The organism is Acinetobacter sp. ANC 5414, assembly GCF_013004295.1.
Lineage (GTDB): Bacteria > Pseudomonadota > Gammaproteobacteria > Pseudomonadales > Moraxellaceae > Acinetobacter.
On the sequence record NZ_JABERM010000032.1, the window covers coordinates 106,093 to 123,089 of the forward strand.

Sequence of the window (16,997 nt, forward strand, 5' to 3'; positions counted from 1 at the left end):
CCTTGTAGATTGGCTTTATGCCGAATCGAATGTGTTAAATTCTACCATAAGCCCTTTTTTCTTAGAAAGGGCTGGCTTTTGAGTTTTTATACAAATATCACTTAGTTTTTAGGTTCTGGAATAACAATATCCAAACCAACCTTATCTTTATAGAGTTGTTTAAGCAAAGCTAAGTCATGGTTGATTTCAGTCGGGTATATTTTTCCTAAAATGCCACCTTGTTTGGTATTGGAATTGGCATACATTAAAACGATAGGAACACCCGCTGCTTTGGCGATATGCCAAAAGCCGGTACGAATCGGTCTTCTTGTTTCACCTGTTTTTGCACGGGTGGCTTCAGGTGCAATCACCAGATTGAATTTTTCATTTTGCTGAAAATGTTCAACCATTAATGACACGATATCTTTATTGGATTTACGATCGACTGCAATCCCGCCAATGGCTTCTAATAACGGTTTCATCGGCCCCTTAAAAAGTTCTTTTTTAATCAGGGTATGAATTTTCATATCAAAAATTTGAAACAGGGCAAGAGAAAGAACTGCATCCATCATCGAAGTATGTTCAAAGCCAACAATGACTTGTTTATTCTCAAGTACATCTGGTTCAACATGATAAGTCCATCCGGCAAGTTTAAATGCAGATTCACCAAGAAATTTTTTTAACATAGAAGGAAATTAGGCAATTCGAAAGTGAGCTAATTTCTGCTTGTTCGTATTTATAGTCAAGAGGCGATGTGTTTAAAATGAACAAATAAATAGATGTGTATATAGTTTTGAAAAATGGCCGCATTAATTGTTTTTATATATAAATAGGCGTTAATAAATATATAAAATGTATCACTTAATATAAATTAAGTCTTAATAATGATTTAAAATGGCTATTCAGATCAAAAAATACCTATTAGACTTTTGTCGAAGATAAAAGCTTATGAACAAATTGTTCAACTTCGCTTCTGTTTAATGAGGATTGAAAAGAATGATGTATTTTTCGACTTTTTTATTGGCGTTTGGATTGTTTATGCTAGTTATTGTATGGTCTTTAATCGAAATTCGCATAGAATCTCGTAAAAAAAGCAGTTTTGGCTCTGAATTGGGCTGAAAATTAAACTTTTCGGGAAAGTTCATAGCTCGGATTTATTTTTAAATTATTACTTAAAATAATGGTTGAATGATTAATTAAGACCTTATAAGTATAATTAATTCATCATTCTATCATCCTGTAATATTCAGCATTCGAGCTGCTTAAGCGATAGTAAATGTGGTTTTATTGACTGAATGTATTTCTAAAATAGAAAAAATATCTACTTTTAATTTTAGCGATGAATTAAGAATTTATGAAAATTACACGTTATAAAATAAGTGATAAAAACAATTGTTGTGTTACTGTGCAAGTGAAAGCAAAAACGCTTGTTTTTTGAAAAAATCTTCGTTAGTATTGCCTCGCTTGAACTTGTTGATATATAACAATTTCAGCTTATCAGGGCCTATAGCTCAGTTGGTTAGAGCAGCGGACTCATAATCCGTTGGTCGACAGTTCAAGTCTGTCTGGGCCCACCATATAAAACAACCACTTAGGTGTACTAATCCTAAGTGGTTTTTTTTGTTTTTGTATTTTAGTAAGCATATAGTAAGCAACTAAAATCAACGATCAAGTTTAAAAGTAGTAATAAAATGCTTATCTAAACATTTTTGGCATGCCTTTTTAAATCTCATTTGAACATACTTGTTTTCAAATTTAACTATGCCGTGATCAAGATAGAATGTATCAGTAGCACTGATAGGACTTTTTGTACTAGATGCAAAAATTTCTAATTTAGGATTACTGAGTAATAAAATTTCCTCTGCGAAGGAAGCCAGTTTTACAGCTTCTGTCCATTCTTCGAACCTTTGTCTACGCCAATCAATTTTATCGGTATAAGTTATAGTCAACTCGCGGTGCTCTCTCTTAAACATACGTGCACACATTTCATCAAATAGAAATATGTGAGCTCTTCTGAGATGAGGGTTTTTACTTAAAATTTTCTCTAAATTATTGAGTATTAGATATGCACAAAAATTACTCAAATCCTGATTATTTGTGACTTCTCCCCAACAATATAAAAGATATATTGCACAGAGATTGTCAACTGTATGAGTAGAGATAACTTGTGTCAAAAAATCATAGCTTGTTGGCGTTGGAGCGCCAAAGTTATCTTCAATTATTAATTCTCGAGTTTCGATAGGAAGCTGACACATCTTTTCAACGATAGATTCTTGCGTATTAAGTTCACTATCAAAATAGCTCCAAATAGGATGCTCAAAAATTAGTCTTGATGTTTGTATTTTTCTTTCGGCATACAGTAGCCATGCTTTTGAGGGGGATGACAAGCCAAATTTATATTTTTTAAAAATATTGTCACTTACATCATATCCAGTGTCTTGATAGATTTGCTTATAAAATTGATATTCAGAATGGCATTTCCATAATTCTTGTGCTTTATAAAGTACGAAATCATACCAAGCAATTGTTCTAGCATATTCAATCTTACTTCTCTTTTTTCGACCCATCATTTAATCCTATATATCAATAATACTTATAATTATATAGGGTAAAGAAAAAGTCAATTTATTGTATATTTTACTACCCCATAAAAAGTGCTTTCATCTGCTTAAAGATACTTAAAGAGATTTGAAACGATGACTAGCGATAAAAAAGTAATTGATAAATTGCTTTTGACTACAAGTGAAGCAGCGCATTTATTAGGACTTCAACCACAAACCTTAAGAAGGTGGGCAATTTATGAAAATGGGCCTATCACGCCAATTAGATATGGGCGTCTCCTTCGTTGGAGTAAAAAAGAGATTTTAGAGTTTGCACGAGAATCAATTTAAAATTGGGGTAGATAAAATGGAAGTTAATAAATTTTTAGCCAAGCTGAAGTCTTATGAAAGAATGCGACATGCAAATGGTTTTTTCGAAATAGCTGAAGATGGTGTTTGGTTTGTCAAAGATAATAATGACGATAAGCAAAAGTTATTTATTTGTAGTCCTATTATTATACTGGCAAAAACACGGGATGATAGTTCTAATGGTTGGGGACGTCTTTTACAGTGGTTAGACGATGCAGGTATGCTACATACTTGGGCTATTCCAATGCAACACTTTCAAACAGATGGTGCTGATATAAGAAAAGCTTTGTCAGACCAAGGAGTAACTATTTCTGTAAATGGATATGAAAGAAAACTTTTTCTTTTTTATTTGGCTAATTATCCAATAACACAATTAGCAGTATGTGTTAATAGAATTGGTTGGTATCGAAATCAATTTATTTTGCCCAATAAAACGATTGGCCAAAACGATAGTAGTGAAATCGTTGTATATCAATCTGAAAATGCTTCTCTTAGTAAATATTCAACAAAAGGGACATTACATGAATGGCAACAACACATATCAATACTTGCTGAAAATCATCCCTTTTTAATATTAGCAATTAGCTTAGCTTTTAGTGGACAGTTGCTCGAACCTTTAAATCAAAATGGTACTGGCATACATTTTAAAGGGAAATCAAGCAAAGGTAAAAGCACTGCTGAGTTTGTTGCATGCACTGTTTTTGGAAATCCCGAATCATATCATTGCACATGGAGAAATACTGGCAATGCTTTAGAGCAAACGGCTTTTATGCATAACGATAGCCTACTTGTATTAGATGAAATAGGTGAAATCCCGAATCCAAAAGAACTTGGAAGTATCGTGTATATGCTAATCAATGGTAGTGGTAAGGGTCGTATGACTAAATCATTGACTTTAAAAGATAGTAACCGCTGGCGCATAGTATTTTTGTCAAGTGGAGAAAGAACCTTATCAGAGCTTATGGAAGAATCAGGGCAAAATAGTAAGCTAGGGCAAGAAATTCGAATGATAAATATAAATATAGATGATTCTCCTTGTGGGATATTCAATTGTATCGATTTTGAAGAGAATGCAGCATCTCAAGCAATGCTATTAAATAGCAATTCAAAGAAATACTATGGAGTAGCTGGAGAGCAATGGTTAGAATATTTAACTCAAAATAAATTTGAAGTTATTGATATAGCAAATAAATTATTGACGGAATATTCTAGAGTGTTGACAGTAAATTTTAGTGAGGGGCATATAATACGTGTTGCTAAATCTTTTGCTTTGGTAGCTGTTGCTGGTGAACTAGCTACTCAAGCAGGAATTACCTCATGGAAAAGAGGAGTTGCATTTAATGCAATACATACAGTGTTCAACAATTGGATTAAGAACTTAAAAGAAAAAGGAAACTATGAAGAAAAAGAAATTTTAGAAAAAATAAAGTTATTTTTTATGCAGAATGGTTCAAGTAAGTTTGAACAATTGATTCCGAAAGAATTAAATACACTTTACGTTGATAACTTTAATCAAAAAACCAATAACTGTGTTGGTTATTGGATGCAAAATGGAATAACTAAAACCTTTTATGTGCATCCAGAAAGCTTTAGGGAGGCAATATGTAAACCTATGAAGCTTGTTAACCATCAATATGTAGCTGAAGTATTAAAAAAGAATGGTTGGATAGACTGTGAAAAAACAAGATTTACAAGATCTATTCGATTACCAAATATAGATGGCAATGTTAGAGTGATGATTTTCAATTTTAATCTTATAAGCCAATATTCAAATGAATAATTGATAGTGGTGACATGGTAACATGGTGATGCACTAAAATTACTTGTTACCACGTTACCACGTTACCATTATTTTTTGATGAATTTTGGCATTAAAAATTGACATCGTGCGACACAATGTTCGTTAAAAAATTATCAATTTCAGTCCAATCACAGTTTTGAGCTAGTCTTCTTGGTAGCTCAACATCGTAATTTATGTAGATCTCCCTTCTTAAAAAATACTCATCATAATTTTCAGCATACAACCCCAATCTCGGTAAAAAATATAACTTCAAATTAGGTAAATTTTCATCATCCCATCTTTTCTTGCTACGACTATATAAAAACAATTTCCCTAATGTGTATAGTCGTCCAACCTGTTGCCGCATCCCTCTAAAAACCGCATAGGTTTGAAAATATGACTGCCATTTCACGAGGTCTTCAATTGGTTTGGCTTTATTAGTCTGTGAGACATAGCGGTTAATAATATTAACTAAATCCATCTTCTTTTTAGCTACAACTTCTTTCTTCCATCTCCACGTCCAACTAAACGGCTTACTTGGCATTTTATAAAATTTGTCTGAATTTGATTTGTACTTCTTGTGAGTCATTCGCACAAGTTCCGCTGAACAGCCTGCAAAATCTAATTCTAGATAAGGCTTAGACATTACAAACTTCAAAACTTCACCATCTTTAAAGTAGTCATGGACTAAGTCAGTTTCAGCAATAATAAGCTCTCTAGAAAAAGACAACTCTTCTATTTCGATGATTTTATCTTTGCCGAATTGCTTTTGCTGTTCAGTAGAATGAATTGGCTGTTTACTGTGTTTATGGCTGTTAGGCGTGGTGATTAATAAAATAAAAAGCCATCTATTTTCATACATTACATCTTGAACAATCAGATCTGCAATCGGCTTTCCTGTTTTCAGTCGATAATTCCTTTGCCGACTCGTTAAATTTAGGTCATATCTGTCCGTTAGTTTCTCGATGAGTTTCTTAATGTGGGTTGTTGAGCCAATACCATTATCAATACTAAATGATGAGTAAAAGTATGCTCCACGATTCACTTTATCCTGAATTTTTTGTGCTGTGTATTTGGTATGAGGGCTGTAATCAATCATTTTTTGTCATCCAACAATACAGTTTAACTGTAAATCAACAATCCACTTTTTCCCTGTGGAATCCCATCTAAGCATTTGTGTCAATCAACAATAGAAATTGTCTCAATTAAGGTGTTTTTACTTTTGAGCTTTGCTCAAAAACCGCTATGGCAAAGCCATAGCTTTATGAATGATCACCTCACTTTGTAAGGTGGCAATTAAGTAGTTCCTAATGACGACACAAACTTCATTAGTTAAACTTATATTATTTTAAATTTATTATCAATAATATTGATATTTAAAATCAGATGTACTAATATGAAATTATCAATCGAATAGTGGACTGACCATCCATCCTTAATTTTCTTCTTTGAAGTTTTGGATGGGTTAAAGACCACCATTCAAAACTTTGATACATATTGCCGTGAGTACCTGAACTAACCATTCTTGTACTGCCGATGTAGCGGACTGCTGGGGAAACCTCGCTCGGTACGTTGCAACGGGGGCTGGAGAGCTGCAATGCTCTTCTTCTATCCGTTCATTCAACTTGGATTTAAGAGTTCCTATATGCATTGCATATAAAGTTGTTGGGCGACAAGGACACGGGAGCCTATAAGGAATTTATTCCGAAATGGTCATTTGGTTAGGAATAGCCAGATTAGATTTAAGACTTAGGTTTTGAATTGATACCCTGTTCAAGGTGATACAGTCAGGAGCAGCATAGGATGTGCGATAGTCTCCGTTAATAGCTGAGTGTGTATGCTTGATCGAGGCAAGTGAACAACTTGCGAAAAGTATGCTCATTTCCAATCACGATGGCTGCTGAGAGTACCGTGAGGTACTAGGACTTCGAGCCTAACGGTGGAGAAGTTGGCACCATTTGGCGCAAGCTGAATGGGTCGCTGGATAGCTTAAACGTGTAACGGCATTAATCGATAGATGCTGATTGGAGTGTAAGAGTTTTACCCTTTATAAAGTTGTGTATACATCATATCCCGATAAAACTAAGGAACTACGGTTGGGGGAAACAGGAAGTATGTATGCAAGCGAGAGGATAAACGGTCTGCACATTAAGACACTTTGAAATAACTTGGGAAGCACTGTATGAAGGACTTAAATTGGTTAAAGGTCTGTCAATTTATACAGTGTGGGAGCGATGGCAAGTAGCGCATATAAAGCAGGTTCTACCTGTGGAAGTTGTGATATAGATCTTCGTTAAAAAGAACTGTATTAAGTGAGATAGCTAGCTTAAAGCGAATCCTAAAACAGTCTGATTCATCAGATTGCTCACTGCGAAAGCTTGAGTCGGCACATATGAAAGTATGTTCGGCAATATGTTAGAAGAAGGTTAAGGGAATACTTGGTCGTATTCCTCCGTTTGGGCTTGGTCGCTCAAACTAGACCGAGATTGATAAGGTATAAGTATTCTGAAGTTTGGTCACTGAAGAAAATTGCTTATATGAAGTTGCCAGGTTCTTTCTAATCTGGCTAATGTTCACACGGACATGAAAAATATTAGTGTCTCGCTCTTCCATCTTAGGTGAGAAAAAGCTAAATCCCCGATTTAGAAATTTGAAGTGGAATATGGCTTAAGTCAGCATGAAAAAATTGATCAGCCAAAAAAGGCGTTAAAATTGAACAAGGAAATGTTCTCAAAAACCTTTTAAGGCTACATTCCATTTGGGATGTAGCCTTTCTTTTAAGATTAAACTTTTAAATAAATTCTATCAATTCAGTAGGAGTAATAATATCAATACCAAATTTATCCTTCAGTTTTTTTCTATTTTCAATAGAAAAAACCGACTTTGAACCAGCACCTCTTGCTTTATCGTTTGTACAAAAATATTTGATGCCATAACCATAGTGTGCGGATAATGCATCACCATCCACCCATTCTGCAACTCCTGCAGCAAATTGCTTATCAGTTAAAACTTCATTGCTATGAGTTTTTTCAATTAAATGCTCATTACCTGAAAGATCTAATATGTTTTTTAAATATTGATATCCAGCACCAAGTTCCTTTTCGATGAAATGAGCGCATTTAAAAGAGTAATTTTGACGTTCCCCAATATTTTCATTACGTAATGTGGACATATATGTTTCATTAATTGAAAAGCTGCCAATTCTAGGAATACGAATGAATTTAAAACCTAGATCAAAAGCTAAAGGTAAGTTGAGTTTTAAATAGTCAGATAATTCAAATGGTGCTGTTCCTTCATCAGTAAAAATTTTATTCTCAATTTTGAATTCAGTACTTGCTCTATAATTTGCTATATATTCTTTACGTTTAGCTTTAGGAATGCATTCTAATGTTACTAACCCTTCAAAAAAAAATGGTTCAATTTTATTGGATAAAATTTCTTCATAAATTTTTTCATAAATTTGATTACCTTTTCGCTTTGATGGATCGACCACATTTTCCCAAACATTTGAGTCAAAAGTAACTGTAAGAATTTCATCTAAATTTAATTTAATCATATATTACCTATATTATTCCTTATGAAGAAAGCACTTTTATTACCACTCAAATCGTTCATTTCTTAGTTTATTATCTTGATCATCTTTTTCTGACTGAGCTTCTATACGTTTTAACCATTCTTCTTCTTTTGAGTCAATGAATGGTAAGAGAGATGGGTGAGATGTTTTGAGCTTATCTTTTAAGGCGGTAATAGATGGTAATCTGCGTTTCATTTCCTCTGACCAACTTCCAGAAGCTGAACGTAACGTGAAAATATTTTTTTCAATAATCTTATCTAAGGCATTTTTAGCAGAATGGCTTAAGTCGAGTAAGTTCACAACTAAATCTAACCAAATGATTTGACCATTATCTTTAATTAAAAATAAGTTCGAATTTTCTATCCAAAATTCTAATCTAACTTGATCATGACCGATCCAATTCAAAACACTTTGCTGATTTGCATGAACAAGAACTTTTCTTAGATCATTACACCAAAATTTATCTAAAAATTCTTGATCTAGTAAAAATAGAGGAAGGAATAGATCAGTATTCTTTTCTACACAAATTTTTAATAACTTAAAGTTTTTTGAGTTTCGAGATATAGAAATAAATTTATCCTCATGAAATATGCTTTTGACTTCTTCAAGAACTTTAACTTTGTAATCATCATTCAAAGTAAATAAATATTTTAAGGCATCTTCACTATGGTTATACAAGTTATTGTTTTTGAGTATTGTCCCAAGTTCACTTAAAAGAATCCCTACATATTTAATAGGTAATTTCTTTTGAAAGAAACATTCTTCTAGAAGTGTATATCTAACTTGATCAATCGCATTTACAAATATTAATGCATCAATTAAAATTTCAAATTGATCATTAGAAATTTTATTGTGATACTTTAATGCTGATAAATTTGGGAAATTTAAAACATCAATTTTTTTGTTAATGATTAACTGACTAAAATATTGGAAATCATCATCATATTGACATGATTGAATCAATAATAAGCAAATAGTATTTTTAAAACTATCATTCTGCCTCATAAATTCGATTAAAGTATAAAAATCATCTAATGAATTATTTTTAAAACCCATTAAAAGACCTAATAGAAATTCAGAAGGTCGTGTTGAGTTATCAAGGGTTATTTTTCTCAAACATTCAATACATTGATATACATCAATAAAAACTTTTGAACTTCCTTTCCCTAATTCTATTAGATAATTATTTTGTACCCATCCTTTATTTGCCTTAATCAGTAAATCAATGTTTGAAATTAGTAATTTAACATCGGTTAATTCATTTTTAATATGATGTATTATATCTTCATAGCTATCAAAATCTGGTATTTTTATTGCATACTCATCATTATCATTTTTAGTAATTTTATATAAATTATAATCAGATACTAAAATATATGATTTTATTAATTCTTCTAAATTTTTCTTTTTAGGTCGTAAAGAGCTTTCTAGATTTACTAACTCCGATAATAGTGTAGGAGCATTTAATTTTAACTCATCTTCATGTAATTTAATAATATTTAAAATTTGAGTGTGCGCCTCTGAAAAATAACTTCGTTCATTAAAACGTTCTAAATATTCTTTTACGAAATCAACCTTTCCACATTTCCATATAATTGCTTTAAGGTTATTTACAAAGATTTTTCGAGCTTGTACAGCACCTTGCTGATCTAACTTATCTAATATTTCGAGTAAGAACTCAGCCCATGACCAAATTTCCCCATAAGTTTTTGGTTGATAGCCATAGTCAGCTGATTTTCCACCTTCATTAGATCTAAGAATAAGATAGCCGTACTCATGAAAGTTTAAGGCTTTTGATAAACAAGATAATAAAATTGGTAAATTTTCTTCATTAGCATGTAATGTAGTAAGAACTTCTTTTTTTTGTTCTAAATTGGCTAGAGTTTCAGAGGTATATAGTCTAAATAAAGATGTCAATAAATTCATAATAGAATTATTTCTTTCATTCTCATTTTCATCCTTCGCAAAATAAGCAAGTAAATTAAATGCTTTCTTAAAGTTATGCTCTTGGTAGGCTAATGCTCTAATTAAATGAGAAATCTCTACAAAAGATGGATTTTCACGTGTTAAAAAATTTGGATCTAAATAATGCTTTTTTTCAAATAAGTTAAGAAGTTGATCTTCATCTATTTGCGATAGTAGTCTTATTTTCACTATGTCTTGAGTATCATAATTTCCTGATAGGATTTTTTCTCCAAAGAAGCCTTTATTAGTGAACCATAAATTAACTAAATCTTTAACTTTTGGAAGATCATGAAAATAACTCAGACGCTTAATGAATGATCTCTGTAAACGTTCAGGCATTGACTTAGTTAGTTTATCTAGTTGATTGACTAACCTTGTGGAAATTAACTCTTTAGCCAAATGATTTGCTAGTGCATGAGGTAGAATTGCTCGCCATACGCCACGTTGTTGAACTATATCTTTACTTTTCAGCATCTCAATTGCTTCGATTGCAGTATCGGAGTCTACTCTTGCTAAGTTAGATAAAAAATCCAGTTCAGAATTTTCTTCACCGCTGTCTTCTATATTAAAGGAATAGACTAGAGCAAAATTTTTCGCAATTTTAAATAGCTCCTCATTTTGTCGACCTTTTTGCCAAAATAGTCGTTCAAATAATTCACTATCAGTAAGTAATGCTAGGTTATCAGTTTTCTCAATATTTGAAGCGATGGCTAAAGCTAATCGATAATTCCCACCTGAGAAATCTGCAATTTTGCGTCGGTTTATATCATTAACATCAGGATAATGTCGTTCAATTACTTTTTGAATGATATCTGTACTGTTTGGTTGAAGCTTATAGACATCAGTCCTTTCAGGTAGATCATCTTTTACATCATATTCAATTGTTAAAAGTGAAATTTCAGTACTCTGAATTTTTTTGGTTAAATTTGCATGAGTATCTTGTCCACAATTATCTACAATTAGAATAAAGGGCTTATTTTTTAATTTTAATTCTTCAATAAAATGTTCAGGTAGTGGATTTGGTGAATCCCCAATATCACAGTACCAAACATCTTTAACATCTAAATTATTTTCACCAATGTGCTCATCGAATAGTGCTTGTGCAAAACGTGTTTTCCCAACACCAGATAAACCTACTAGTCTTACAGAAGTGCCAGTAGTCAAAAGTTTATCTCGAATCGCCTTGATACCATCTACAACATTAAGTTCACTATTATTCCTGTTTTGTGGAGTAATAACCTTTATATCATTATCAATAAAGTAAGGTTCTTCTATACTTGCTTTTGTATTTGACCAATCATTAAAACGTTGCCAACCTTGAGATTGCTCTTCTGTGAAGAAGTATCTAGATAAATCATCATGTTCAAGTGTCACAAACTCTGATTCAAAAAATGATGCTTCTCTCCAAATTAGAGTTATACCTAGCTCAGTAGATTTTTTCGTTATCTCAGATAAGGCTTTAGGCATTGTCATTTTTTTTGAACCATCAACTTCTATCTGACCCTGTCCCCACAGTTGATTGGTATAAATCAAAATTTTGGATATATCCTTATAATCTCTTTTTGATCTTTCCAACATCTCAATAAAATCTTTTTTATGATCTGAAAGTGACGTCGAGTAAAATTTGGCTTGGAATCCAATAACCTCACCATTACATGTAATTGGATTCTTCTCAATACCCGACTGATTCTTGTAACCAAACCAACCTTTAGGTAGATCAAACTCTCGACAGAAAAGTAAGTACGCAAACCATTCGAAGGTTGATTCTTTTTCTGTTGAAAATTTTGATGAAAATATATCCCAATTAGGTTTAAACATTATGAAATACCATTATTAATAATTTAAGAGAAAGTAAGTAGAATCTTTATTTTATATTCTCGAAATATCTGCTGGATTTATATATTTAGTACTTTGTGGAGTAGAAATAGTATTTAAGTAATCTACAAAATTGCTAAAGTTTCTTGCTAAAGATAAATACATTAGAGTTTCCCAATGGTTTACACCTAAAGCAGTTTGAACAGATAAGTATTCGTCTATAATGAGATCTATTAGAGTATCACTTCCTGATTTATCTAAAGTTCTTTTATATTTAATTAGATGTTTTTTGAATTCACTAGAGGAAGCAACTGAGTATCTATTAAGTAAGTCAAATTTATTAATCTGATTCTTCGCTCTAATCTTATTTTGATTTAACCATTTATCTGGAAAATAATAACTATAGGAAAAGCTTACAACTCCATTGTTAAAATGAGCATTACAGTATATGAATGGGTCATTCAAGAATTTACTAAAATAAGGATGTATTAATGTTTCAGTTATATAGTTCCCTATATGTGATGATTTAGTTCTATTACATGTTCCACAACTTGGTATAAGATTATAAGACATTACTGAAAGTTGAGGAAAAAATAATTGGAAATCTGAATTTAAGTCTCCTTTTGGTAAAAAATGATCTATATTTTCGAAATGATCAACACCACAATAATAACAATAACGATTGTAATTTTCTTTGCAATTTATTATGATTTGTTGAAATGGATGACTTTTTGATTTTTTTCTTCTATTAGCTTTATATAAGGCAAGAAATTCTGATTTATTTAGCTCATAAAAACTATTAAATGGAAAAAGTTTTTTTATTCTACCTAGATTTAAGGTTCCAGCAGTTGCCATTAGCCTATATCTATAACTAAATATTTCTAATTCATTATAAATATTGTTAGATGCTAAACTGTCTTGAAAAAGAAAATTACTAACTTCATTTACGCAATAATCAAATAATCCAATATTTTTAGACAATTCAACTATACTTGAGCCATTAATTTTATATAAACAAGGTTCATTAAAATATTTCATTATTTTAAATTCCTTTGATTATCAAAATATGTATTCAATAGTGATAAAATTACATTTTTTGCTTCTGAGCCCAATTGGTTTTTAAAGTATTCTAAGAAAAATTCATAACCATGATCTACACTATTAAATTTATATTTGTTGCTTTGGAATAATTCAAATATGATTTTATAATAGCCTGAATTATAAACCTCTAAATTAAATACTTCATTTGTTAAAATATCAACTCTTTCGCCAAAAGTTTCTAAGTTAACTTCGTCATAGTCTTGTAAATCATGATATCTTCTTATGATTTTTATGTCTATTTTAGGGACTTCCTGTAATACAACTGGTGAATGTGTTGTTATAATTGCCATAGCATTATTTTGAATTAAAAGTTCAGAAAAGGCTCTTAGATACGCTGATAAAAGTGGAGGGTGTAAATATAGTTCAGGTTCATCATATAGAACTAAAGTATTTCTATCAACAAGATCGACTAATTTAAATAATGTGTATATTACTATCTTATGGCCAGAGCTTAAAATATCAAATAATTTGAATATTTCAGATCTTTTTAAATCATTTTTATTTATATTTAATGAATCAAACTTGGTAATTAAATCTTTGAAATTAAAATTAGATAAAATAGGATCACTAGAAAGTATGTAAATTAATTTAATTAGTAAATCTTTTTTAAAAGAGCTAAAAAGGCAATTTCCTACGCTTTCGAGAAATTCTAATTCTAAGTCAGTATTTTGAGAAATATTTTTTTCACTCTTTAACCCAATTAATCTAACACTTTTTTTATTATTATCTGAATCTATATATTTTTTATAGGCTAGAAGTTTGTCAAAAGGGCTGAAAGATACAAGAATAATATTGTTGATTTCGTTGGTTTTCACATTATTATTAATATAATCTTCGACTATCTTGTTAAGTAGTTCAGATTTACCTGAACCATTGCTTCCTATTAGAACCTTAATATTATTTTTAAAATTAGAATTACTAGATAAATGAAAACTTATTTCATCGTCATTTATATTTAAAGTAATACCCATTTTATTGCTAATAATTTTTCTTCTGGCAATATTTGAAAACTGTTTAATAATATTTTCATAAGATGTTGACCTTAAAAATGATATTTTAAAGACATCATATTTTAATGCGTAATTTAGTATTTTTTTATTGTAAGCAACATCATTTAAGGAGTTATAAAAATGGCTGATAGTCTTGTCATCATAGTTAAATACTTCATTTATTCTTTCATAATATTCAAAATCTATTCCCATTGAAAAAAAATTATGTTCAAGTTTTTCTAACGTTTTTCCATTTATGAATTCATGGTCTATCGTCCAAGTGGTTAGATTGGGATTTTCACCTTGATTTGCATAGCCTATTTTAATAGAGCCTAACTTGTAACTTTTCTGCGATAAGTTATTTGTTATTTGTATTTCAAAAATTGTTTTATATCCAAAATCATCCCAATCAGATGGTTCTAAAGTAATAAGGTATTTGCACTCAGGAGTGATAAGATCTAAATACTTTCTAGTTCCTTCTAAAGTTTTGAAATGAAATAACATTAAAGGTATCTCACCTCGCTGTATGCTTGGTATCCCAAATGGGCTCATTAAGATCTCCAGAATTTTATATAAGTACTAAGTTAGAATAGTATAATTCTTTTATTTTTCATTTACATAATACTTTTGCTTCTTCAAGGATCCAATTTTCATAGCCTTGCATATGCATACGAAGCATATCCATAGGTCTAACCGTGTAGTGCTTTTCGGTAATTGAATCAGCCTTATGACCACTAATTTGATGGGTTATGCCTTTAGGAAGGTTAATCCATCCAGAAAGTGTTTCAAATGATCTTCTCAGTCCATGTATCGTGATATCAATTTGTAGATTATCTCGAGCTTTGTAAAAGTCCTTGTACGGATTCACTATTTGACCATTTTCTGACGTATCACTCGAAAATACAAAAATAGAGTTGGAAGATCGCTGTAATTTTTTTAGTTTAGTCTCAATATATTCTGTTAAAGGTATAATGCGTCCAGTATCCTCAACTTTGTCATTTAGCCTAATGGTTTTCCATTTGAAATCAATATCCGTCCATTTTAAAGCTAAAATTTCATTTTTTCTTGCTCCTGTTATTAAAGAAAAACTGAAAAGAAATGACACTTTTTCATTTTTGATTTTAGACATTTCGTTAAACCAAGACTCTAGCTGCTCTTTTAGAAGACAATCTTTTTTTGCTTGAGGCTTAGGTAGGAGCTTTTTTACTCTTTTTGAGTTATATGAGTCTTTAGGTATTATTTCGCAATAACGCTCGTCGTCTTCACACCAATTTAAAAATGCTCTTGTTAAACGAAATGATTTGAGTAGCGATGTATTTCGATCTGAGTTCTTTAAAATCCAATCAATAAATACATCCCTTGTGAGTTCAGAAAGTTTTAAATCTAAAAGTTCAAAAATAGGCTGTGGTTTGTAATCTTTATTATTAATTGGATCTCGTCCTCCTCGAGCCATATCTATATGATCTTTATAAGAGCGTTCACGCCAATTGGGTTTATTCTCTGCGAGATAAACTTCCCATGCTTCACGAAATCTAATATTTTGTTTTTTAATAACTAAATCATGTTGGTCGGCTGCTGAAATTTTTTTTGCCTTTTCATGAAGAGGGTTGATCCCTTCATTGCACTGTACAGCATATTTTTTTGCTTTTTCTTTTGCTTCATCTAACCTCATATCATTAACATTCGCAATTTTAATGCGAATCGATTTACGACCGACCCGTCCTTGAAATATATAAGTCTTACTTCTTGCACCTACTTTTACACCAAATCCTGAAATTACATCATCCCAGTAGAACGCTGGGGTGCTTGGATCTGTAAATGGAAGTTTTTCAATTTTAGGTTTGGTTAGGTTCATTATTATCACTTTTAGTAAGCATATAGTAAGCATCTAAATGATACAATTATCAACTAAAAGATAGAAGTGTTATAATTTTATTTTCAATAAGATGTTGTTATTCAAATATATATTTTATAATCTATTGATTTTGGTGTAATAGAGTAGCGGACTCATAATCCGTTGGTCGACAGTTCAAGTCTGTCTGGGCCCACCACATTCAACCTCGTAAGCCTTTGGTTTATGGGGTTTTTTGTTGCCTCAAGAATTTGGACCATCGGATTTTTATAGACCGTATGTGGTCCATCAGTTCGATAATCCGTTGGGCTATATTGAATACGAGAACAAAAAAAAAAAAGCCTTCAATTACATTTCACTGTATTCTCACTTTCGATGTGAGTAGCGCAATTGATGAATATAAAATGATCATACAGATTATTCATCAAGTTTTGCTATGAGCAGAGAAATGAGATTCTGTGGGGGAATTTTTCAAAATTATGCTTTGACCGTTTTGTCCAGATGGTACAGGGACTTTTCTTGAATCTCCTTGCGGAGTTTTTGCTTAAATGAATAGTTTTGGATGGCCTGAATGGTGACTACAGGCCTGTATCAAATTTCTCGATGAACTGCTTCTCGTTTTGACCAGCAGATTGGAAAATACGGTGTCACACTCAAACAGTTTGACTCTACAGTTGGGCAAGTCTTTCAGCTCTTCTTTACGTGGCAAACACGGAGTGAACTCATACTTATCCAATACATCCTTCATAAATTCAGATTGAACAATTTGAAAAGGTGGTCTTATCATTGCTGATGTTTGGTTGAAACAAAGTCTAGTTAATTTCAAATTTTGAGGGAACATGATCAAGTTTGGAAATATTAGGGGGTGAAAATGCTAATATTTGATAATACATCTTTTTCAGGTAAATTGTTTTAAGTAAGCATCCGCTGAACCCCATTGCTATGTTTTAACGGGGTTCAGGTTTCCAACGGTGTGGCAGTAATTCTTCTATTTGGGTCACTTTATGTGTCGGCAGCCTTTTCAGTACATCAC

10 protein-coding genes, 1 tRNA gene and 1 pseudogene are annotated in these 16,997 nt (G+C 31.6%); 3 read left to right on the forward strand and 9 right to left on the reverse strand.

Going from position 1 to position 16,997, the window contains the following annotated elements; all coding sequences use genetic code 11:
• Nucleotides 1-101: 101 nt before the first annotated feature.
• Nucleotides 102-665: a 1-acyl-sn-glycerol-3-phosphate acyltransferase gene (locus tag HLH18_RS14285; RefSeq protein ID WP_131318723.1), complete on the reverse strand. Its 564-nt coding sequence runs from the start codon at nucleotides 663-665 to the stop codon at nucleotides 102-104.
• An 814-nt stretch (nucleotides 666-1,479) separates the two neighbouring features.
• Between HLH18_RS14285 and HLH18_RS14290 the strand changes: the two genes are divergently transcribed.
• Nucleotides 1,480-1,556: transfer RNA gene (locus HLH18_RS14290), tRNA-Ile, on the forward strand.
• An 84-nt stretch (nucleotides 1,557-1,640) separates the two neighbouring features.
• Here HLH18_RS14290 and HLH18_RS14295 read toward each other — a convergent pair.
• Nucleotides 1,641-2,546 (reverse strand): hypothetical protein, encoded by a 906-nt coding sequence (locus HLH18_RS14295; RefSeq protein ID WP_171547361.1) that lies wholly within the window; start codon nucleotides 2,544-2,546, stop codon nucleotides 1,641-1,643.
• A 129-nt stretch (nucleotides 2,547-2,675) separates the two neighbouring features.
• On the opposite strand from HLH18_RS14295, the gene HLH18_RS14300 reads away from it, so the two are divergent.
• Entirely contained in the window at nucleotides 2,676-2,870 is a 195-nt protein-coding gene (locus HLH18_RS14300; protein WP_171547362.1) for a helix-turn-helix domain-containing protein, read from the forward strand.
• 16 nt (nucleotides 2,871-2,886) lie between these two features.
• The gene (locus HLH18_RS14305; protein WP_171547363.1) at nucleotides 2,887-4,668 is read left to right on the forward strand and encodes a DUF927 domain-containing protein; all 1,782 of its coding nucleotides are present in this window, start codon (nucleotides 2,887-2,889) and stop codon (nucleotides 4,666-4,668) included.
• A gap of 91 nt (nucleotides 4,669-4,759) precedes the next feature.
• On the opposite strand, the gene HLH18_RS14310 is transcribed toward HLH18_RS14305, so the two are convergent.
• The 7 genes and pseudogenes from HLH18_RS14310 to HLH18_RS16165 all read right to left on the reverse strand — a co-directional run.
• Nucleotides 4,760-5,767, reverse strand: coding sequence for a hypothetical protein (locus HLH18_RS14310; protein ID WP_171547364.1), 1,008 nt, complete (start codon nucleotides 5,765-5,767; stop codon nucleotides 4,760-4,762).
• 1,692 nt (nucleotides 5,768-7,459) lie between these two features.
• Nucleotides 7,460-8,224: a hypothetical protein gene (locus tag HLH18_RS14315; RefSeq protein ID WP_171547365.1), complete on the reverse strand. Its 765-nt coding sequence runs from the start codon at nucleotides 8,222-8,224 to the stop codon at nucleotides 7,460-7,462.
• Nucleotides 8,225-8,263: 39 nt separating this feature from the next.
• Nucleotides 8,264-12,025, reverse strand: a complete 3,762-nt coding sequence (locus HLH18_RS14320; protein ID WP_171547366.1) for a hypothetical protein — start codon at nucleotides 12,023-12,025, stop codon at nucleotides 8,264-8,266.
• A 51-nt stretch (nucleotides 12,026-12,076) separates the two neighbouring features.
• A complete protein-coding gene (locus HLH18_RS14325; RefSeq protein WP_171547367.1) occupies nucleotides 12,077-13,060 on the reverse strand; it encodes a hypothetical protein in 984 nt (327 codons plus the stop codon).
• The gene (locus HLH18_RS14330; RefSeq protein ID WP_171547368.1) at nucleotides 13,060-14,664 is read right to left on the reverse strand and encodes an AAA family ATPase; all 1,605 of its coding nucleotides are present in this window, start codon (nucleotides 14,662-14,664) and stop codon (nucleotides 13,060-13,062) included. The genes HLH18_RS14325 and HLH18_RS14330 overlap by 1 nt, the downstream gene beginning before the upstream one ends.
• Nucleotides 14,665-14,722: 58 nt before the next feature.
• Entirely contained in the window at nucleotides 14,723-15,967 is a 1,245-nt protein-coding gene (locus HLH18_RS14335; protein ID WP_171547369.1) for a tyrosine-type recombinase/integrase, read from the reverse strand.
• Nucleotides 15,968-16,542: 575 nt separating this feature from the next.
• Nucleotides 16,543-16,727, reverse strand: a pseudogene (locus tag HLH18_RS16165) (hypothetical protein); the annotation flags it as partial.
• Nucleotides 16,728-16,997 lie beyond the last annotated feature (270 nt).